The organism is Burkholderiales bacterium (assembly GCA_036262035.1).
In the GTDB taxonomy this organism is placed as follows: domain Bacteria; phylum Pseudomonadota; class Gammaproteobacteria; order Burkholderiales; family SG8-41; genus JAQGMV01.
This window is the reverse complement of sequence record DATAJS010000031.1, coordinates 199,219-219,632: the sequence shown is the minus strand read 5'-3', so window position 1 is coordinate 219,632 and position 20,414 is coordinate 199,219. Positions and strand designations below refer to the sequence as shown.

Below are 20,414 nucleotides of genomic sequence, written 5' to 3'. Positions count from 1 at the left end.
TTTCTCCTTCCCCCTCAGGGGAAGGCCGGGATGGGGGTGGTTTTCATCAAACAGTTTCCGCTTCGGATTTGAGCGGCTCGAACTCGCCCGCGCCTTGTCCGGCCGCACGCTCGGCCCACGGGTCGGGCTCGTCCTTGAGCGCGAAGAGCAAGCGCTCGTGCAGCGCCTTGCGTCCCGCGGCATCGTCGAGCACGCGCTTCTTCACGTAGTCGAGGCCGACGCGGTGGACGAAGTGCACCGTGCGCTCGAGATACCAGCCTTCCTCGCGATAGAGCTGGAGGAACGCGCCGGCGTACTCGAGCACCTCCTCGCGCGTCTTCACTTTGACGAGAAACTGCGCGACCTCGGTCTTGATGCCGCCGTTGCCGGCGACGTAGAGCTCCCAGCCCGACTCGACGCCGATCACGCCGACGTCCTTGATGCCCGATTCGGCGCAGTTGCGCGGACAGCCGGACACCGCGAGCTTCACCTTGTGCGGGGCATACATGCGCCACAGCGCACGCTCGAGGTCCTGGCCCATCCGGGTCGAGTCCTGCACGCCGAAGCGGCACCATTCGGCGCCGACGCAGGTCTTCACCGTGCGCAGCGCCTTGGCGTAGGCGTGGCCCGACGGCATGTCGAGGTCGCGCCACACGCCCGGCAGGTCTTCCTTCTTCACGCCGAGCAGGTCGATGCGCTGGCCGCCGGTGACCTTCACCGTCGGGATCCGGTACTTGTCGACCACGTCGGCGATCCGGCGCAGCTCCGCCGAATTGGTCTCGCCGCCCCACATCCGCGGCACCACCGAGAACGTGCCGTCCTTCTGGATGTTCGCGTGGGCTCGCTCGTTGATGAAGCGCGACTGCGGGTCGTCTTTCGCTTCGTGCGGCCAGGTCGAGATCAGGTAGTAGTTGAGCGCCGGGCGGCAGGTCGCGCAGCCGTTGGGCGTGCGCCACTCCATGAACTGCATGGCGCCGGCGATGGAGAGAAGCTTGTGATCGCGGATCGCCCTGCGCACTTCGGCGTGGGTGTGCTCGGTGCAGCCGCACAGCGGTTTCTGCTTGGGCGCCGCGGAGTAGTCCGCACCGGCGGTCGCGATGATGATCTGCTCGACGAGACCGGTGCACGAGCCGCACGAGCTCGACGCCTTGGTGTGCTTGCGCACCTCGTCGAGGGTATAGAGCTTCTTCTCGCGGATCGCCTCGACGATCGTGCCCTTGCACACGCCGTTGCAGCCGCAGACTTCCATGTCGTCGGACATCGCGGCGGCTTTGCTCTGTCCGAGGTGGCCGGCATCGCCCAGGTTCGATTCTCCGAACATGAGCTTGTCGCGGACGTCGGCGACGCTGCGGCCGTCGCGCAGCAGCTTGAAGTAGTACGCGCCGTCGACCGTATCGCCGTAGAGCACCGCGCCGACGAGCTTGTCGTCCCTCAGCACGAGCTTCTTGTAGACCCCTGCCACCGGGTCGGAGAGCGTGATGTGCTCGGTGCCGTCGCCGCCGACGAAATCGCCCGCGGAGAACACGTCGATGCCCGTCACCTTGAGCTTGGTCGAGGTGACCGAGCCCTGGTACTGGCCGATGCCGAACGCCGCGAGGTGGGTCGCGCAGACCTTCGCCATCTCGAACAGCGGCGCGACGAGGCCGTAGGCGGTGCCGCGGTGATTGACGCACTCGCCGACCGCGTAGATGCGCGGATCGAAGGTCTGCATCGTGTCCGACACCACGACGCCGCGATTGCAGTGCAGGCCGGCTTTCTGCGCGAGGTCGGTGTTGGGACGGATGCCGACCGCCATGACGACGAGGTCGGCGGGAATGGTCTCGACGTCCTTGAAGCGCACCGCGCACACGCGGCCCGATTCGCCCGCGAGGAGCTCGGAGGTCTGCTTCTCGAGCAGGAACTTGAGTCCCTTGGCTTCGAGCGACTTCTGGAGGAGCCTCGCGGCCGTCTTGTCGAGCTGGCGCTCCATGATCGAATCGAGCAGGTGAACGACCGTCACGTCCATGCCGCGCACGCGCAGGCCGTTGGCGGCTTCGAGGCCGAGGAGGCCGCCGCCGATGACCACCGCGTGCTTGTAATGCCTGGCCGCTTCGATCATCGCTTCGGTGTCGGCGATGTCGCGGTAGGTGATGACGCCCGGCAGGTCCTTGCCGGGGACGGGCAGGATGAACGGATTGGAGCCGGTCGCGAGCAGCAGCCGGTCGTACGGCGCTTCGGTGCCGTCGTCGGCGATGACGGCGCGGCGCACGCGGTCGATCGTCGTGATCGTCTTCCCGGTGTGCAGCGTGATGTTGTTCTCGGCGTACCACTCGCGCGAGTTGAGGATGATCTCCGGGATCGTCTGCTCGCCCGACAGCACCGGCGAGAGCAGGATCCGGTTGTAGTTCGGATGCGGCTCGGACCCGAATACCGTGATCTCGTACAGGTCCGGCGCGATCCGGAGCAGCTCCTCGATGGTGCGGACTCCGGCCATCCCGTTGCCGACGCACACCAGCTTCATCTTGCGCATGTTCTTCTCGCTTCCCCAACAAAGTCGGGCGGAGCTTCAGCACGATGTATGCCACTTGAATGCGTCAGGTTTGGGGGGCGAGGTGTGAGGCGTATGCAGGGGCAAAGTCGCAGCAGATCTAATCCGTCGGTCAATGAAAGCTGCTGCGTTTCGATTGAGCGCGCACGAATCGAGTGCAGCCGCAAGCGCACGCGCACCGAGAGCGCGCACGACGCCCCGCCCTAACGCCTCACTCCTCGTGCCTCACGCCTCACGCATCGACCAATGGCATACCTCTTGCGTTGGAGCGCGCCCGTTTTCCACACATTCGAATCGGGGATAGAGATGGCTTACGTGGCTCCTTCAGAGTTCGTGACCAAGATGGTCGACGCCGGCGAATCGAAGATCTTCATGTCGACACGCGACACGCTGATCCGCGCCTACATGGCGGGGGCGATCCTCGCGCTGGCGGCGGTGTTCGCGGTCAGCGTCGCGCTGCAAACGGGCTATCCGATCATCGGCGCGATCCTGTTCCCCGTCGGCTTCTGCATGCTCTATCTGATGGGCTTGGATCTGGTGACCGGGGTGTTCGTGCTGGCGCCGCTCGCGCTGATCGACAAGCGGCCGGGCGTCACGCTGAAAGGGGTGCTGAGAAACTGGGGCCTGGTGTTCTGCGGCAACTTCGCGGGCGCGTTCACCGTCGCGGTCATCATGGCGACGGTCTTCACCTACGGCTTCCAGACCGACGCCGGCAAGCTCGGCCACATGCTCGGCAGCATCGGCGAATCGCGCACGCTCGGTTACGCGCAATACGGCGCGGCCGGCATGCTGACGCTGTTCCTGCGTGCGGCGCTCTGCAACTGGATGGTGTCGATGGGCGTCGTCGGCGCGATGATCTCGACCACGGTCGGCGGCAAGGTGCTCGCGATGTGGATGCCGATCATGGTGTTCTTCGCGATGACCTTCGAGCACTCGGTGGTCAACATGTTCCTGTTCCCGACCGCGATCATGCTCGGCGGCAAGTTCTCGATCATGGACTACCTCGTCTGGAACGAGATCCCGACGATCCTCGGCAACATCGCCGGCGGTCTCGCCTTCACCGGTCTGACGCTCTACGCGACTCACGTGAAGACCGCGCCCAAGCGCAAGCTCGCGCGCGTCGCGTGAAGACGGAAGCGCCGGCGCGCACCCTCAGGGTGTCCGTCGGCCAGCGTTCGGAACGGGGCCGCAAGGCGGTCAACCAGGATTTCCACGGCGTCTTCGTTCCCGAAGAGCCCCAGCTCTCTTCCAAGGGCATCGCGGTCGCGCTCGCCGACGGCGTCAGCAGCAGCGAGGTGTCCCGGATCGCCGCGGAGTTCGCGGTTCACGGCCTGGTCGACGACTATTACTGCACCTCCGATGCGTGGTCGGTGAAGAAGTCGGTCGAGCGCGTGATCGATGCGACCAACTCGTGGCTGCACGCCAAGACGCGGCAGAGCCAGTACCGCTACGACAAGGAGAAGGGCTACGTCTGCACGCTGGCGGGCCTGATCGTCAAATCGACGACCGCCCATGTTTTCCACGTCGGCGATACCCGCGTCTATCGCGTGCACGGCGGCTCGCTCGAGCAGCTCACCAACGACCACCGCGTGTGGGTCTCCGAGGACCAGAGCTATCTGTCGCGCGCGGTCGGCTTCAATCCCACGATAGAGATCGATTACGAGGCGCATCCGGTCGAGCGCGGCGATCTCTTCCTGCTCGCCACCGACGGGGTGCACGAGCACGTCACGCCGTCCTTCATCGTCGACGCGATCCGCACCGGACGGGCGGACCTCGACGCGGCGGCGAAGCGCATCGTCGAAGAGGCGTACCGCCGCGGCAGCGGCGACAACCTCACGGTGCAGATCGTCGCGATCGACGACGTGCCGGACCATGGCGCCGGCGAGATCCGCAAGCAGGCGTCGGGCTTGGCGCTGCCGCCGCTGCTCCACCCGCGCACGGAGCTCGACGGCTATCGCATCGTGCGCGAGATCCACGGCAGCAGCCGCAGCCACATCTATCTCGCTCTGGATGGCGACAGCGATGCGCCGGTCGTATTGAAGACGCCGTCGGTCGACCTCTCGGGCGATGCCGCGTACCTGGAACGCTTTCTCATGGAGGAGTGGGTCGCGAGGCGCATAGCCAGCGCTCACGTGCTGAAAGCGCGTCCGCCGACGCGGCCGCGGCGCGCGCTCTACGTCGTCACCGAGTACGTCGACGGCCAGACGCTCGCGCAATGGATGATCGACAACCCCCGGCCGGACGCCGACACGGTGCGGCGCATCGTCGAGCAGATCGCCAAAGGCCTGCAGGCTTTTCACCGGCTCGAGATGGTCCATCAGGACCTGAGGCCTGCCAACGTGATGATCGACCGCACCGGCACGGTGAAGATCATCGACTTCGGCGCGACGCGGGTCGCGGGCATCGCCGAGATGGATTCGCCGCTCGATCGCGAAGGCGTCCTCGGCACCGAGCAATACGCGGCGCCGGAGTACTTCCTCGGCGAGACCGGCACCGCGCAGTCCGACCTCTTCTCGCTCGGCGTGATCGCGTATCAGATGCTGTCGGGACGGCTGCCCTACGGCGCCGAAGTGTCTCGCGCGAGGACCGTGGCGGCGCAGCGGCGGCTGCGCTACGAATCGGTGCTGGACGAAGACCGGGAGATCCCGGCGTGGATCGACGAGGTGCTGAGGAAAGCGGTGCATCCCGACCCTTCGAGGCGCCACGAGACGCTGTCCGAATTCGTCTACGACCTGCGGCATCCGAGCGCCGATTTCGTCAACCGCACCCGCCCGACGCTGCTCGACCGCAACCCCGCGCTGTTCTGGAAGGGCGTGTCGGCGGTGCTGGCGGTGGTCATATTCGTGATGTTGTTCGTGCACTACGCGTTGCCGTGACCGTCATCGCGAGGCGCCGAAGGCGCCGTGGCGATCTCGTGACGCACGGTTACGAGCGCCTCGGGATTGCTTCGTCGCTTCGCTCCTCGCAATGACATTTACGCAGTTTCCCTAAGCTGCTTCTGATAGAGGAACTCCAGCACCGCCTTCCTCAGCCGCATGTAAGCCGGGTCGTTTGCCAGCGCCAGCCGATCGCGAGGGCGCGGGAGATCGACTTCGAGGATCTCGCCGATCGTCGCGGCCGGGCCGTTGGTCATCATCACCACGCGGTCGGCGAGCAGCACCGCCTCGTCGACGTCGTGCGTGACCATCACCACGGTGCTGCCGGTCTCGGCGACGATGCGCATGAGCTCGTCCTGAAGCCGCGCGCGGGTGAGCGCGTCGAGGGCGCCGAAGGGCTCGTCCATGAGCAGGAGCCTCGGCTCCATCGCCAGCGCACGGGCGATGCCCACGCGCTGCTTCATGCCGCCCGAGATCTCGTGCGGGCGCTTGTCGGCAGCGTGCTCGAGGTGCACGAGGGCCAGCGCGTGCTGCGTCCGCTCGACCAGCCTTGCCTTCGGCTCGGTCGCGCCGAACACCCGCTCCACCGCGAGATGGATGTTCTCGAAGCACGTGAGCCACGGCAGCAGCGAGTGGTTCTGGAACACCACGCCGCGGTCCGGCCCCGGTCCTGCGATCTGGCGCCCGGAAAGAAAGAGGTAGCCCGACGTCGGCACGTTCAGGCCGGTGATCAGGTTGAGCAGCGTCGACTTGCCGCAGCCCGAGTGTCCGATCAGCGTCACGAACTGGCCTTTCTCGATCGTGAGGTCGATGTCGCGCAGCGCGATGAAAGGGCCTTGCCTGGTGTCGAACGTCATGCCGACGGATTCGATTTTCAGGTAGTGGTCCATGTCTTTTGATGAACGAGTGATGAGATAGAAGTGATGAGATGGGGGTGATGAGATAGGGGTGTTTTCGCTTTCACTCATCACCTTCACCTCATCACCTTTTGGACTAGTCGTACTGCCACCGCTTCGCCACCAGCAGCAGCGCATGCTCGAGCAGCAACCCGATGACGCCGATCACGAGGATCGCGATCAGGATGTTTTCGACCTTGAGGTTGTTCCATTCGTCCCACACCCAGAAGCCGACGCCGACCCCGCCGGTCAGCATCTCGGCGGCGACGATGACGAGCCACGCGACGCCCATCGAGAGGCGCACGCCGGTCAGCATGTAAGGCAGCACCGCCGGGAAGAGGATCCTGGTGAAGACCTTCCACTCGGAGAGATTCAGCACGCGCGCGACGTTGAGATAATCCTGCGGCACGCGCTGCACGCCGACGGCGGTGTTGATGATCATCGGCCAGATGCTGGAGATGAAGATCGTCCAGATCGCCGCGGGATCCGCGCCCTTGAAGACGAGCAATCCGATGGGCAGCCACGCCAGCGGGCTCACCGGCCGCAGCAGCCCGATGATCGGCTCGGCCATGTTGCGCATGAAGGTCGAGCGCCCGATGAGGAACCCCAGCGGGATGCCGATCAGCGCCGCGAAGCCGAAGCCGATGCCGACCCGGCTCAGCGAGCCGCCGATCTTCCACGCGATGCCCTGGTCGTTCGGGCCGTTTCTGTAGAAGGGATCGCTGAAGACCTGCACCGCGGCTTCCCACGTCCTGGCGGGGCCGGGAATCGAGCCGCCCTGGGCGACGAGCGCCCAGACGCCGAGGAACGCGAGCACGCCGACGATCGGTGCGACGATCTTCGCCGTGAGCTCGCGGCGTGCGCGCTCGCGGCTTCGATCGAAGATCGCCGGGCCGGCCGCCGCCCGCGTAGCGGCCGCGGCGAGCGCGGGCGCGGCCGGATGCGGAATCACCGTCGCGAGATGCGTCGGCGCGGCAGGCGCCGTGGTGAGGGGTTGAGCTGCTGCTGACATGGCCGTGGCTCCTTACGCCGCGCGGATGGGAAAGGACATCGCGTACTTCTTCGGGTCCTTGCCGTCCCAGACCGCGCCGTCCATCAGTTTCGACGTGCGCATCACGTCCTTCACGACGCTCGCCTTGGCCATCGTCGCGGCTTCGCGATAGAGGTCGATGCGGTTGATCTGTTTCGCCACGGCGAGGTAATCGGGATCGCTCTTGAGCAGTCCCCAGCGGCGGTGCTGCGTCAGGAACCACATGCCGTCGGAGAGGTAAGGCATGTTGACGGTGCTGTCGGCGTAGAACTTCATGTGATTGGGATCGTCCCAGGTCCTGCCGAGTCCGTTGGTGTAGCGGCCGAGGATGCGCTGGTTGATGACGTCGACCGACGTATTGATGTAGGCCGGCGCGGCGACGACTTCGGCCATCTTCTGGCGGTTGGACAGCGACGCGTCGATCCAGCGGCTCGCGTCGATGATCGCGGCGGTCATCGCGCGCGCGGTGTTCGGGTTCTGCTTGACGAAATCGGCGGTGCAGCCGAGCACTTTCTCGGGATGGTCCTTCCAGATGTCCTGCGTGGTGATCGCGGTGAAGCCGATGCCGTCGGCGATCGCGCGATGACCCCAGGGCTCGCCGACGCAGAAGCCGTCCATGTTGCCCACGCGCATGTTCGCGACCATCTGCGGCGGCGGCACGACCACCGCCTTGGCATCCTTGAACGGATGGATGCCGTTCGCCGCGAGCCAGTAGTAGATCCACATCGCATGCGTGCCGGTCGGAAAGGTCTGCGCGAAGGTGTATTCGCGCTTGTCCTTCTTCATGTGCGCGGCGAGCGTCGCGCCGTCCTTCACGCCGGCGTCGGCGAGCTTTTTCGAGAGCGTGATCGCCTGGCCGTTGTGGTTGAGCGCCATCAGCATCGCCATGTCCTTCTTCGGACCGGCGACGCCGAGGTGCAGCCCGTAGATGAGACCGTAGAGGACGTGCGAGGCGTCGATGTCGCCGTTGACCAGCTTGTCGCGCACGCTCGCCCACGACGCTTCCTTGGTGGGGACGATCCGGATGCCGTATTTCTTGTCGAACTCGTTGACCGCGGCCATGACGACCGAAGCGCAGTCGGTGAGCGGGATGAAGCCGATCGTAACGATTTTCTTCTCGGGCGCGTCGGACCCCGCCGCCCACGCGGCCTGGCGCACGCCGGGCGGGACCAGCGACATCAGTGCCGCCGCGCCGAGCGTGCTCGCGCTTCTGTGCATGAAGCGCCGTCGCGCTGCGTCGACGCTGGCTTTCTGTTCTTCGGCCATACCGATCCCCAAAAAAAAGCGCCCATGCAGCGGTTCTGCCGCTTGCATGGACGCCGTTGTCTCGAATCGCGCCCGCTCGGGCGCAACGTCAGACGGCCGTCATTGGCCGTCGCTTCGGGATTGCATCGAGCACGGACTGTGCCAGGCGGGTATGACAGCAGGAAGGGAGAGAAAGCCCAGGCGTGGGCGAACGAACACGGTGCACCGGCGCCAACGCCGCACCAAATGAGTGATGGGTCAGGCGAGGAGGTGTGCGACCGCGACGACGCGGCGGGCGACTTCGGCGAGCGTGAGGTTCTGGTCCATCGCCATCTTGCGCAATGAGGAATACGCCTGGTCTTCCGAGACACCGCGCTGCTGCATGACCAGGCCTTTGGCCTTCTCGACGATCTTGCGTTCGGCCAGCTTGTCCTGCGTCGTCCTGAGCTCGCGCTTCAACGACTCGTACGCGTCGAAGCGCGCGATGGCCGCTTCGATGATCGCGCCGACACGCGCGTGCGACCAGCCGTCGACGACGTAGGCGGCGACGCCGGCTTCGACGGTCCTGCGGATCACTTCGCGACGCGGATCGGTCGCGAACATGACGACGGGACGCGGCGCCGCAGCGGCAAGACTGCGCAGCGCATCGAGCACGGCGGCGCTCGGCGTTTGGGTGCACGCGATGATCACGTCCGGTGCGACGCGCCCCACTTCGGCACCGAGCCGCGCGGCATCGCTGAGCTCACCGGCCACTCGATAAGACGTCGACGACAGAGCGGCGCGCAGAGCCGCGGCGTCGGCCGCGCCTTCGTGCAGGAGCAGGAGAGTGGGCATGGCCGCTGCGCGTTCGCAAGACCTATGCCAGTGAAAATCGGGGTCAGACCCCGATTAAACGGACGTCATTAAAAAGGGGTCAGACCCCGATTCATCCGGGATCCGACCCAGGCCCGTGTACAAAAAAACCCCGGCCGGAGCCGGGGGAAACAGGGGAGGGTAAATCCGTTTCAGGGGAACTACTGTTGCCTGACCGTCTAATAGCAGATGCTGTGCCAGTTTGATTAGTCATTGAGGATCAATCACTTAGGACCTGAGGCCTGCCGCGTAAACCGTGCGGCCTGTCTCTCGCGGACGACGCGGCTGGGCGCCATCGGTACAGAGCGCTGAATTCACGCGATTTTCACGCGTCGCTTCCGCGCGACATCGCAACGCCGCCGGAATTCGGGGTCAGCCCCCAATTAATTCGGGGGTCAGACCCCGGTCTTTTTGGGGTCTGACCCCGGTTTGGTCTTGAGCGCCCCCACCAGCGTCACGAGCTCCGCCCCGTCGACGAGCGTCAGCGGCTCGGTCGCGGTGAGCGCGCGAGCGGGTGCGGAAAAGTCACCGGCCGCGATGCAGATGCCGTGGCTCGCGTCTTCGCGCCCCACCGCCTTCAGAAGCTCGCGCAGCGGCCCGACGCCGACCTGGTTCACTTTCCACCGGCGGCACTGCAGCAGCGTGACGCGCGCGTTACGGGTGAGCCGGAAGTCGTAGTCGCGCGAAGTCGCCGGATGCACCGTGTAGCCGAGCTTGCGGTACGCCTCGACGACGAGCGCGCTGAACTCGTCCCAGTCCATCGCACGCAACTTCTCCAGCCGCTCGTGGGCGTCCAGCGGCGCGGCGCCGCGAAACTGCCTGAACGCGATGATTCCGCACAGCACGACGAAGGGGAGCGCGGTGAACGGCGCGACCGGTGGGTAGATCAGCCTCGTCACCGCGAACACCAGCAGCGCCACGACGAGGGTCACCCACCACGGCTGACGGAGGAGGATCTGGAAGAGGGATTCTTTGGCAGCCATTTCAAAGGCGTGAACGCGTGAACAGGTGAACGGGTGAACGGGCAGGTCTCGGCGAGCTCACGAGACCGTCCCGTCGGGCGAACGGCGCAGGACTCGGCCTGGTGTCGCGCCGGTGTGGGCTGCATTCTCCACGACGAGCGTGCCGTTGACGATGACGGTCGTACGATCGCCGCTCGGATACCGATGCGGATCGGCATACGTGGCGCGATCGGCGAAATCGTTCGGATCGAAGATCGTCACGTCCGCGCGCAGGCCGGTCCGCAACAGCCCTCGATCCGACAGCTTCAGCGCACGCGCGCTCGCGCCGGTCATCTTGTGGATCGCGGTTTCGAGTGTCAGCGCGCGCTCGTCTTTGACGTAGCGCGAGATCACGCGCGGGAAGGTGCCGTAGAAGCGCGGGTGCGGCATGCCCTGGCTCACGGTGCCGTAGGTCGCGACGCAGTTGCCGTCGGAGCCGACCAGCGCGCTCTTCGATCGCATGATGTCGCGGATGTCGTCCTCGGAGATCGAGGTGACGAGCACGCGCGTCGCCGCGCGGTCTTCGATGAGGTAGTCGCACACCACGTCGATGGGATCGCGCCCGCGCTCCTGCGCCAGCGAGGCGATGGTGCGCCCCGCGTATTGCGGGAGATGCGGCGAGATCGAGATCTGCACGCACTCCCAATCGGGGATACGGCCCCAGTTGTTGAGGCCGGCGCGCGCGATGTCGTCCCGGATGCGCGCGCGCGCTTCGGGTTCCTTCAGGCGCGCGAGCATCGCCTCGACGCCCCCCGCCTGCACCCATTGCGGCATCAGGTTCTTGAGCGGATTGCTGCCGGCGGCGTACGGATACGCGTCGCAGTCGATCGACGCGCCGCGCGCGTTCGCCGCCGCGATGCGCGCGAGCGCTGCGCTCGCCTTGCCCCAGTTGTCGACGCCCGAGCACTTGAAGTGCACGACCTCGACGTGGATGCCGCACGTCTCGGCGACGTCGATCGCTTCGTCGAGCGCTTCGAGCACCTTGTTCGATTCGTCGCGCAGATGCGTGAAGTAGGCCGCGTTGTGGCGTTTCAACACATGGCACAGCGCGACGATCTCGTCGCGCGCCGCGTACGACCCGGGCGCGGTGAAGAGCCCCGACGACATCCCGAGCGCACCGGCGCGCAAACCGTCTTCCAGCAGCTCGCACATGCGCGCCATCTCCGACGTCGACGGCGCCCGCTGGTCCATGCCCATCGCCATGAGCCGCAGCGTGTTGTGGCCGACGAGCATGCCGGCGTTGACCGCCGTCGCCGGAAACGTATCCAGATATTCGGCGAACGAGCGCTCGCGAAACGGCAGCCAGGGCGCGGACGGGCTGAGATAGTCCTTCAGAAGCTCGACCTTGCCCGGCAGGCACGGCGCCACCGAGAAGCCGCAGTGGCCGATGATCTCGGTCGTGACGCCTTGCCGCACCTTGCTCTCGGCTTTCGGATTGATCGGCAGCGTGAAGTCCGAATGGGTTTTGACGTCGATGAAGCCCGGAGCGACCGCGAGACCTTGCGCGTCGATCGTCCTGAAACCCCTGCCGTCGAGCGAGGGGGCGATCGCCGCGATCGTGTTGCCGTTGATGCCGACGTCCGCGACGATGCCCGCCGCGCCGCTGCCGTCGACGACGAGGCCGTTGCGGATGAGAAGGTCGAAGTGCATTCCGAAATGCGTGAACGAGTGAACGAGTGAACGGGTGAACGCGTGAAGGGCAAGGGCGGACGCATTCTACTTCCTCTATACTGCCCGCTCCGATTTCATCCCCGATCGATCATGACGAAGCTCTTCGCCGCCGCGCTCGCGGTGCTCGCGGCCGCGCCGGTCGGCGCGCTCGCGGCCGATGCCTTTCCCAACCGTCCGGTGCGCCTGATGGTGCCGTATCCCGCGGGCGGCCCCAACGACGTGCTCGCGCGCATGGTCGGCGGCAAAGTCGGCGAAGGGTGGGGACAGCAGGTGGTGATCGACAACCGGCCGGGGGCCGGCGGCAACCTGGCGATCGAACTCGCGTCGCGTGCCGCGCCGGACGGCTACACCCTGGTGCTGCCGGCGATGGCCTACGCCGTGAACCCGATGATTTACAGCAAGGTGCCGTACACCTACGACCAGTTCATCCCGGTGACGATCGTCGCCAAAGGACCGCTGGTGCTCGTCGTCACGCCGACGGCGGGCATCAACTCGGTGAAAGACCTCATCGCCGCGGCGAAAGCGAAGCCCGGACAGCTTCAGTACGCCTCGGGCGGCAACGGCTCCTCGCTGCACCTCGCCGGCGAGCTCTTCAAGTACATGGCGGGCGTGGACATCCTGCACATCCCTTACAAAGGCACGAACGACTTCATCCCCGACCTGCTCTCGGGACGCGTGCCGATCTCGTTCTCCAGCCCGCTGGTGATGCAGGCGCACGTCAAAGCGGGCCGCCTCAAAGCGCTCGGCATGACCTCGCTCAAGCGCGCATCGGGGTGGTCGGACGTGCCGACGATCTCCGAAGCGGGCCTCAAGGGTTACGAGATGGATGCGTGGTACGCGATCCTCGTCCCGGCGGGCACCCCGCAGGCGATCGTCGGTCAGCTCAACAAGAGCGTCGCCGGCGCGCTGCATGCGGGCGACGTGAAGGAAAAGCTGTCCGGACTGGGCATGGAAGGCGTCGGGAATTCGCCCGCGGAGGCGTTGAAGTACATCAACGCCGAGCGCGACAAATGGAACAAAGTCGTGAAGGCCGCGCACATCCGGGCCGACTGAAAAGGCACATCGCTTGCACCCTCCGCGTGTCCACCGTGGAGGCGACAGCATGGATGTGCTGCGGCGTATTTTCAGACGACCGAACGGACGCATCGAAGTCCCCGGCATCATCGATCACATGCCAGTGAGCCCCGGCTCGCGCGACTGGCGCGAGGAGCGGCTCCAGCAGGCGCAGCAGCGCTACGGCCGGCCGTTCAAATGCGCCGCCGCCGAGCTGCCGCGCGAGATCCTGGTCAGGCCTCGGCCGCCGGGCGAGCTCGCGCCGGGCCGCCTGGCGGATGCCGCCGACGAGAAGCCGCGTGCGAAACCGCGGCCGCGCCGCCCGTCTTCGTTCCGTTTCGGCAGCCGCTAGCCCTCGACATCACTGCGCCGTCGTCGTGTATTCGTAGGCCGGGAGCCGCGACAGGTACCACCCCCGCCTGCGACCGCAGGGATGCGTTAGCATTGGTGCTCGACGTTCAGGCGAAATCATCGAGCCGTGGACACCCGGATGCGTCGCCAATGATGAAGCGCACACTCTCGATCGCTATCGCGATACTCGCCGCGCTGCCCGGGACGGCTGCACACGCCGCGGAAGCCTATCCAGCCAGGCCCGTGCGCATGATCGTGCCCCAGGCCGCGGGCGGAAACGCCGACGCGCAGGCCCGCTACATCGCGGATCGCCTCAGCGAGGCCCTCGGCAAGCAGTTCGTCGTCGATAATCGCGCGGGCGCGAACGGCATGATCGGCATGGAGATCGTGGCGCGTTCCCAGGCCGACGGTTACACGCTCGCCGCCGTGCCCAACACGTTTACGGCGACTCCCGCGCTTTTCGCGAAAGTGCCCTACGACGCGCTGAAGGATTTCCAGGGTGTGAGCATGATCAGCGCGTCACCCATGCTCATGGTCGCCAGCCCGTCACTGTCCGCGGGCACCGTGAAAGAGGTCATCGCGCTCGCCAAAAGCCGCCCGGGCGAGCTCAATTACGGCTCATCGGGTAACGGCGGCCCGACGCATCTCGCGGGGGCGCTCTTCGAGCTGCTGGCCGGGGTCAAGCTCGTGCACGTGCCCTACAAAGGCATCACCGGTTCGAACCTGGACGTCATGGCGGGCCGCATCCCGCTCGGCTTTGCCAGCTTTCTCTCGTCGCTGCCGCTCGTCAAAGCCGGGAAGATGAAGGGACTGGGGATCACCTCCAAAGCACGCTCTCCCCTCGCGCCGGCGATTCCAACCATCGAGGAGGCGGGCGTGCCGCGATACGAGGCGGCGGTGTGGAACGGCATTCTGGCGCCCTCGAAGACGCCGAGGCCGATCGTGAATCGCCTCAACGCGGCGATCGTGTCGATACTGACGTCTCCGCAGGCCCGCGAGCGATACGCGAACGTCGGGGCCGAGATCCGCTACAACTCACCGGACGAGTTCCAGGTGCTCATTCGGGAGGAGACCGCGAAATGGGCGAGCGTCGTCAAGGCGGCGGGCATACGTCTCGACGCGCAATAGAAAGAGCCGTGAGTCACCGCACATCGGAGGCGTGCCACTCCTGCATGTGCCTGCGCTGGTTCTCCGTCACCGCGCCCGGCTTGTAGTGCGCGTCGTAGAACTCGCAGTCCAGATGGTTCACCTGAAACCCGAGCAACGTTCGGAACGGTGGCTGATACGCGGGGAAGCGTCCGTAGCGGTCCCACACGTACTCGCAGTACGCGATCGCCGCGTCGACGTTCGCGTCGCTCAACGCGGGACACGCATCGGCGACCGCCGACGCGTCGCGCCACGAGCTGTTCGAAGCGCCGCCGCGGAAGATGCCGTTCGCGCCGACCTTGGCGTCGACCAGCGCGCGCACCGCGGCTTCCATGCTCGGGTAGTGCGGCGGGCACATCGGGGTCATGAGGGGCTTGCCATCGACCGTCAGGCCCTGGACGTACGGCACGGGCGTGTCGCGTCCCAGCCAGCGTGACAGCGTAGAGAGCACGCGCCCCATCCCGAGGTAACGGCTCGCGGGCATCGAGCCCATGTCGAAGCGCAGCGCCTCGAACCACCCGAACGCATGCGCGGCCCAGTGCGGAAAGCCGCCGAGACCCATCGCGTGCACCATGAGCGCGAGGTTCTGGATCATCATCCCGAACTCGGCGGTGACGAACTCGGTGACGAACGTTTCCAGCTGCTGGATCGTGACGACGCGGCCGTTCGCGGCGTCGTCGTCGAGGTGGCCGCCGCGGCTCTTCGCATAGCGCTTCAGTCCCGCCGGCTGGAAGTCGGCGCGCTCGTCGACGACGTAGACGTTATTGGTCTCGTTGAAGATCTCGAGGATGCCGTTGATGTACAGCCACGTGAGCTCGTTGACCGGCAGGAAGTATGTCCCGGCCGGGTCGTGCAGCGACCAGCGGTTGCAGTCGAGATTGAAAAGCGGATCGGGCGGCGGGCTGGTGCGACCGTCGCGGATCTTCACACGGCTGCGCCGGTAGAGCTCGACGTACTGCTCGCGCGCCGCGAGGTCGACGAGCTCGGGGATCTCTTCGGGCGCGTAGTCCTGCGGGCGCTTCAAGTAGTACGTCGCGTCGGCGTTCATCACGATGAGCGCGACGGCCTGCGCGGCATCGCCGCTCGGGATCGTGCGCGCGAGCAGCCGCGACATGATGGTCCCGCCGCCGCCGCGCTCGTACATGAGGTCGGCGAGCGCGTAACCCGTCACGCCGCACGCGGCGAAGGCGAGGATCGCTTCTTCCTCTTCGGTGAGACGGACGGGCGCGTGGCTGCTCTTGTAGGCGAGCGGCCCGCTCGGCATCGACATGCCGAGACCGAAGCGACGCGAGCGGCGGCCACGGAGTATGTCCAGCAGCGCGCGTGTCGCGTCACGTGAGCTCATATCCGCATGCTACCGGCTGTCCCGGGGCCGCTACAATCCGACGCTCCATGAGCGGCTCGACGGGCGAGGGGACGCCCCATCCGGCGCAGTGGCGGCGCAACGCGCGCGCCCTCGCGACAGGTAATCTCCTGATCAACATCGGCTGGAATGCGTCCTTCGCTTTCCTGCCGTTGATCGTCCAGACGCTGGGCGTCGAGCGCGACCTCGCGCTCTGGGTGGGCGCGATGATGCTCGGCTATTACGGCGTGAGCTGCGTGTTCACGCCGGTCTGGGGCATGCTCGCCGATCACTACGGCCGCAAGAGCATGGTGCTGCGCGCCGCGTTCGGCATGGCTGCCGGCTTCGGCCTGCTCGCCATGACGTCCCATCCGGTGCTGTTCCTGGTCGTGCTGGTGTTCGCGGGGCTCGCCAACGGATTCGTGCCGGCGGGCCAGGCGCTGGTCGCGACCACGACGCCGCAGCAGCACATCGGCGGCGCGCTCGCGCTCACGCAGATCGGCGCGTCCGCCGGCACGCTGCTCGGGCCTCTGGTCGGTGCGGCGCTGATCGGCTGGCTGCCGACCAAGCAGTCGCTGTTCTGGTTGACCGCGGCCGCGATGCTGGTCGCCGGCATCCTCGCGTCAACCGCGGTGCGCGAGCACCACGTGCGCCCGGCCCACGCGCTTCGAATCGACGTGATCGCCGACGCGAAACGGCTGTCGCACCTGCCCGAGCTCAAGCTCCTCTATTACATGCAGATGCTGTTCGCGTTCTGCGCGTTCGGGGCGACGCAGGTCGTGGCGCTCCACACGATGGAGCTGGTTGCCCGACGATCCGGGTTGCTGGGGCTCGGCGTCGAGGGCTGGGTTGCGGCGACGGCGGTCGGCTTCACGCTCGCCGGGCTCGTCGCGCTGCCGTTCTGGGGGCGGCTGATCGATCGGCTCCATCCCGCGCGCGTTCTCGCGCTCCTGCTTGCCGGCGTCTGCCTGTCGAGCGTGCTCACGCCGCTCGCGCGCGATCCGCTCGAGCTTACCCTCGCGCGCGTGGTGTTCGCGATCTTCGTATCCGGCCTGCCGCCGGTGCTGATCCGCATGATCAAAGACCGTGCGCCGCCGGGCATGGAAGGGCGCACGCTCGCCTACGGCACGTCGCTCCAGCAGGCGGGCAGCGCCGTGGCGCCGCTCATCGGGGGCCTGCTGGCGCCTTATCTCGGGCTGCGCGGTTTCTTCTGGTTGTGCAGCGGGCTGTTGATCGTGGGCTGGGCGCTGTGGCGCAGGCGCATGCGCGGCATCACGACTTGAACAGGAACGAGAGGTCGAGGCGGCCGTCGGCGGCCGGCGGACACCAGTAGAAGCCGCCGGTGACCGGCCGCGAGAACGAGAAGAGGCCGTCGACGATGCCGTCCTCGCGTCCGGCCATGCGCCGCATCATGCGCGTGAACGTGTCGACGCCCGCGACGAAGGCGACGAACTCCAGCCCTTCCTTGTCGACGCCGGCCCACGGCATCGAACGCCGGAGCATGAACGCCGGCGGGTCGTAGTTCTCCTGCGCGCTGCGCTTCACGTGCGCCGATTCGGGCGCGTCTTCGAGCTCTTCGTTCGTCTCCGCGTCGCGGCCGATGATGTCGTTGCGCTCCTGGTCGGTGTGCGCTTCGAAGCGCGTGAGATCGTGCACCCATTGCTGGACTGCGACGAAGCTCGAGCCGGCGATCGGTCCTTCCCTGACGATGGCCGCGTCGATCGCGGCGTCGTCCTTGGGATTCTCGGTGCCGTCTTCGAAACGCGTGAGGTCGCGGCCGCCGTGATAGACGAAGGTGTCGAGCGCATCGGCCAGACGGAAAGCGCCGGCGAGGATCTGCCGCACCTTGCGCGCGGCGTCGAACACCACGCCGCGATCGGGACCGCAGACGCGTATCCACAGCGCATCCTGCGTCGACGGCACCGCGCACCCGGCGCCCGACATCGCCGGGAAGGTGCGCAGGCCGGGAACGGTCGCGTCGAGCGCGAGCGTGCACGGCTCGCCGACGGCGACGATGTCGCACGCGGACTGGTGCTCGGCGGCGAGACGCTTCAGCGCCGCGCCGACTTCATCGGCGTTCTCGATGCGAAACGTCAGCGATCGCGCGACGACGGGGGGTGCTTTGAGGATTCCGGGTTGTACTTTTGAGGTGATCGACATGAACGAAGTGGCGTGTTTACGAGCACCGGCAATTCTAAGGCCGTTCAAAGGTGACGGATAAAGCGGCGACGGATAAGGCAGTGACGGATAAGGCGGTGACGAAAGGCGTTCGCGCGACGTCAGCCGTCACCGTTTCATCCGTCACCCGGTTCACCCCTCACCGTCCTACCCGTCACGTCTTCCGAAAGTTCGGCGCCACCTTCCCCATGAACAGCCGTATGCTCTGCGCGGCCACCTCGTACGGCATCGGGCCGAGCCGGAACACGAGGATGAGCCCGCCGACGCCGATCCTGTCGATCTTGGCGATCTCTTCGCACACCGTGTCGGGAGAGCCGCACAGGAGCGAGTGCTGGACCTGGTCGCGCGACGGCGTGCCGGCTTCTTCCTTGAGCAGGAGCCCCTGCTCCTGGTACACGCGCCTGCGCATCGTCTTGCGGAATTCCTGCTGGGTTTCCCAGGCGCCGAGCGCGAGGCGCCTGGCTTCGGCGTCGGTCTCGCCGACGAAGATGTTGCGCCAGATCCACGTGTCGTCGACACACTGCTGCACTCGGGCTTCGTCGAAACCCGATTCGCGGATCGTCTTGCGATACAGGTCCATCCGGGCTTTCGTCACTTCGTTGGTCTGGATGTTCATGAGGAACGGCCGGCCTTCGCGCGCCATGCCCAGCATCGATTCTTCGCCCGCACATGCGCGGATGATCGCCGGATGCGGCTTGGTATACGGCCGCGGGCGCAGCAGCGGCAGGCGGATGTTCCAGTACTTGCCCTTGTGCTCGTAGTTCTCGGTCGTCCAGGCCTTGATCATGATCTCTTCGGACTCGACGAGGCGCTCGTACGCTTCCCTGGGGTCGATGCCGTAGCCCTGGTAGTCGTAGATGTTGTACGCGGTGCCGCGTCCCAGCCCGACCGTGAGGCGTCCCTTGCTGATGTTGTCGATGAGGGACATCTGCTCGGCCATGCGGATCGGGTGGTGCAGCGACATCTGCGCGACCGCGAAGCCGATGTGGATCTGCCGGGTGCTCGACGCGAGCGCGGCCGCGAAGCTCACCGGGTCGACGTAGGCGCAGATGCCGTCGAAGTGATGCTCGGCGAGCCACAGCATCTCCATGCCGAGCGCATCGCAAAGCTGCGCCTCGGCCAGCGTCTCCTGGATGACGCGATGGTCGTCCGCGGGATCCATCGCGGCGGGGAACAGGAAATTGCTGAACTTCATCTTCTGGCTCTCCCTTCAATCCGGCTTGATGTGGGCTTCCCGCGCGACGCGCCGCCACTTCTCGATCTCGGTCGCGATGACGCGAGCGAATTCGGCGGGCGGCATCGGCCACGGCGCCGCGCCTTCCGCTTCGAGGCGTTGCTGCGCTTCGGGTTGCGTGATGATGCCCGACATTTCGGTGTTCAGGATGCGGACCACGGCGGCCGGGACCGCGGCCGGCGCGAGCACGCCCCACCACGTGCTGATCTCGTAGCCGGGAACGCCCGCTTCGGCGATCGTCGGCACTTCCGCGAGCTGCGGCGAGCGCTTGGTGCTCGTGATGCCGAGCGCCTTCACCTTGCCCGCCCTGATCTGGGGCAGCGTGAGCGGCATCGTGCCGAACATGAGCTGGACCTGCCCGCTCATCACGTCAGTGAGGGCGGGTACGCCGCCTTTGTAAGGCACGTGCGTGAGCTCGATGCCCGCGGTGCGCGCGAAGAGCGCGCCGCCGAAGTGATTGATGCCGCCCGTACCGGCGGCGGCGTAGGTGATCATTCGAGGCTTCGCCCTCGCGAGCTCGACCAGCGCTTTGACGTTGGAAGCGGGAACCGAAGGATTCGCGACCAGCACCAGCGGCCCGGCGCCCAGCATCGCGACCGGCGAGAACGACTTCACCGGGTCGAACGGCAGCCTGGGCTGGACCGCCGCATTCATCGTGTGCGACGTCGACATCATGAGCAGCGTGTGACCGTCGGGCGTCGCTTTGGCCGCGAGATCGGCGCCGATGATGCCGTTGGCGCCGGCGCGGTTGTCGACCACGATCTGCTGGCCGAAGCGCTCGGTGAGCCTGGACCCCATGTAGCGCGCGAGCATGTCCTGGCTGCTGCCGGGCAGGAAGCCCACGATGATGCGCACCGGCCGCGTGGGAAAGCTCTGCTGCGCAAGGCACGCCGAAGCGCTCGCGAGCGCGACGATTCCGATACACACCGCTCTGCACGTCATAGCGTCCTCTATGTGAACGGCCGGGCTTCCATATTAGCGTGACCTCAATAGAATGAGCAGGCGGTCAGAAACGCGTCAGGAGGAACCCACG

General features: G+C 66.5%; 17 protein-coding genes. 6 read left to right on the top strand and 11 right to left on the bottom strand.

Features of this window, described 5'->3' with window-relative positions; genetic code table 11:
• Nucleotides 1-46: 46 nt before the first annotated feature.
• A complete protein-coding gene (gene nirB / locus VHP37_30985; protein ID HEX2830801.1) occupies nucleotides 47-2,488 on the bottom strand; it encodes a nitrite reductase large subunit NirB in 2,442 nt (813 codons plus the stop codon).
• Between the two features lie 324 nt (nucleotides 2,489-2,812).
• On the opposite strand from nirB, the gene VHP37_30980 reads away from it, so the two are divergent.
• Together VHP37_30980 and VHP37_30975 are read left to right on the top strand one after the other, a co-directional pair.
• A complete protein-coding gene (locus VHP37_30980; protein HEX2830800.1) occupies nucleotides 2,813-3,634 on the top strand; it encodes a formate/nitrite transporter family protein in 822 nt (273 codons plus the stop codon).
• Nucleotides 3,631-5,382 (top strand): bifunctional protein-serine/threonine kinase/phosphatase, encoded by a 1,752-nt coding sequence (locus VHP37_30975; GenBank protein HEX2830799.1) that lies wholly within the window; start codon nucleotides 3,631-3,633, stop codon nucleotides 5,380-5,382. Before VHP37_30980 ends, VHP37_30975 begins: the two co-directional genes overlap by 4 nt.
• A 98-nt stretch (nucleotides 5,383-5,480) precedes the next feature.
• Here VHP37_30975 and VHP37_30970 read toward each other — a convergent pair whose 3' ends face one another.
• The 6 genes from VHP37_30970 to VHP37_30945 all read right to left on the bottom strand — a co-directional run bounded on the left by VHP37_30970 (nucleotide 5,481) and on the right by VHP37_30945 (nucleotide 12,056).
• Entirely contained in the window at nucleotides 5,481-6,272 is a 792-nt protein-coding gene (locus tag VHP37_30970; protein ID HEX2830798.1) for an ABC transporter ATP-binding protein, read from the bottom strand.
• 103 nt (nucleotides 6,273-6,375) lie between these two features.
• On the bottom strand, nucleotides 6,376-7,290 hold the full coding sequence (gene ntrB / locus VHP37_30965) for a nitrate ABC transporter permease (protein ID HEX2830797.1): 915 nt from the start codon (nucleotides 7,288-7,290) through the stop codon (nucleotides 6,376-6,378).
• A gap of 12 nt (nucleotides 7,291-7,302) precedes the next feature.
• Nucleotides 7,303-8,574, bottom strand: coding sequence for a CmpA/NrtA family ABC transporter substrate-binding protein (locus VHP37_30960; GenBank protein HEX2830796.1), 1,272 nt, complete (start codon nucleotides 8,572-8,574; stop codon nucleotides 7,303-7,305).
• 237 nt (nucleotides 8,575-8,811) lie between these two features.
• A complete protein-coding gene (locus VHP37_30955) occupies nucleotides 8,812-9,387 on the bottom strand; it encodes an ANTAR domain-containing protein (protein HEX2830795.1) in 576 nt (191 codons plus the stop codon).
• A gap of 413 nt (nucleotides 9,388-9,800) precedes the next feature.
• Nucleotides 9,801-10,388, bottom strand: a complete 588-nt coding sequence (locus VHP37_30950; protein HEX2830794.1) for a restriction endonuclease — start codon at nucleotides 10,386-10,388, stop codon at nucleotides 9,801-9,803.
• A 57-nt stretch (nucleotides 10,389-10,445) separates the two neighbouring features.
• Nucleotides 10,446-12,056: a D-aminoacylase gene (locus tag VHP37_30945; protein HEX2830793.1), complete on the bottom strand. Its 1,611-nt coding sequence runs from the start codon at nucleotides 12,054-12,056 to the stop codon at nucleotides 10,446-10,448.
• Between the two features lie 111 nt (nucleotides 12,057-12,167).
• Here VHP37_30945 and VHP37_30940 point away from each other — a divergent pair, with 111 nt between their 5' ends.
• The 3 genes from VHP37_30940 to VHP37_30930 all read left to right on the top strand — a co-directional run bounded on the left by VHP37_30940 (nucleotide 12,168) and on the right by VHP37_30930 (nucleotide 14,609).
• Nucleotides 12,168-13,130: a tripartite tricarboxylate transporter substrate binding protein gene (locus VHP37_30940; protein HEX2830792.1), complete on the top strand. Its 963-nt coding sequence runs from the start codon at nucleotides 12,168-12,170 to the stop codon at nucleotides 13,128-13,130.
• Nucleotides 13,131-13,179: 49 nt separating this feature from the next.
• On the top strand, nucleotides 13,180-13,482 hold the full coding sequence (locus VHP37_30935; GenBank protein ID HEX2830791.1) for a hypothetical protein: 303 nt from the start codon (nucleotides 13,180-13,182) through the stop codon (nucleotides 13,480-13,482).
• A 149-nt stretch (nucleotides 13,483-13,631) separates the two neighbouring features.
• Nucleotides 13,632-14,609 carry a tripartite tricarboxylate transporter substrate binding protein gene (locus VHP37_30930; GenBank protein HEX2830790.1) on the top strand — a complete coding sequence of 326 codons (978 nt, stop codon included), beginning with the start codon at nucleotides 13,632-13,634 and terminating at the stop codon, nucleotides 14,607-14,609.
• 13 nt (nucleotides 14,610-14,622) lie between these two features.
• Here the strand turns inward: VHP37_30930 and VHP37_30925 are convergent, their stop codons facing one another.
• Complete coding sequence (locus VHP37_30925) at nucleotides 14,623-15,972, bottom strand: hypothetical protein (GenBank protein HEX2830789.1); 1,350 nt, start codon at nucleotides 15,970-15,972, stop codon at nucleotides 14,623-14,625.
• 47 nt (nucleotides 15,973-16,019) lie between these two features.
• Here VHP37_30925 and VHP37_30920 point away from each other — a divergent pair, with 47 nt between their 5' ends.
• Nucleotides 16,020-17,252 (top strand): MFS transporter, encoded by a 1,233-nt coding sequence (locus VHP37_30920; protein ID HEX2830788.1) that lies wholly within the window; start codon nucleotides 16,020-16,022, stop codon nucleotides 17,250-17,252.
• On the opposite strand, the gene VHP37_30915 is transcribed toward VHP37_30920, so the two are convergent.
• The 3 genes from VHP37_30915 to VHP37_30905 form a co-directional block, all read right to left on the bottom strand.
• Nucleotides 17,242-18,129 carry a Dyp-type peroxidase gene (locus VHP37_30915; GenBank protein ID HEX2830787.1) on the bottom strand — a complete coding sequence of 296 codons (888 nt, stop codon included), beginning with the start codon at nucleotides 18,127-18,129 and terminating at the stop codon, nucleotides 17,242-17,244. The two genes, VHP37_30920 and VHP37_30915, sit on opposite strands and share 11 nt — an antisense overlap.
• Nucleotides 18,130-18,301: 172 nt before the next feature.
• Entirely contained in the window at nucleotides 18,302-19,342 is a 1,041-nt protein-coding gene (locus VHP37_30910) for an LLM class flavin-dependent oxidoreductase (protein ID HEX2830786.1), read from the bottom strand.
• Between the two features lie 15 nt (nucleotides 19,343-19,357).
• The gene (locus tag VHP37_30905) at nucleotides 19,358-20,308 is read right to left on the bottom strand and encodes a tripartite tricarboxylate transporter substrate binding protein (protein ID HEX2830785.1); all 951 of its coding nucleotides are present in this window, start codon (nucleotides 20,306-20,308) and stop codon (nucleotides 19,358-19,360) included.
• Nucleotides 20,309-20,414: the final 106 nt, after the last annotated feature.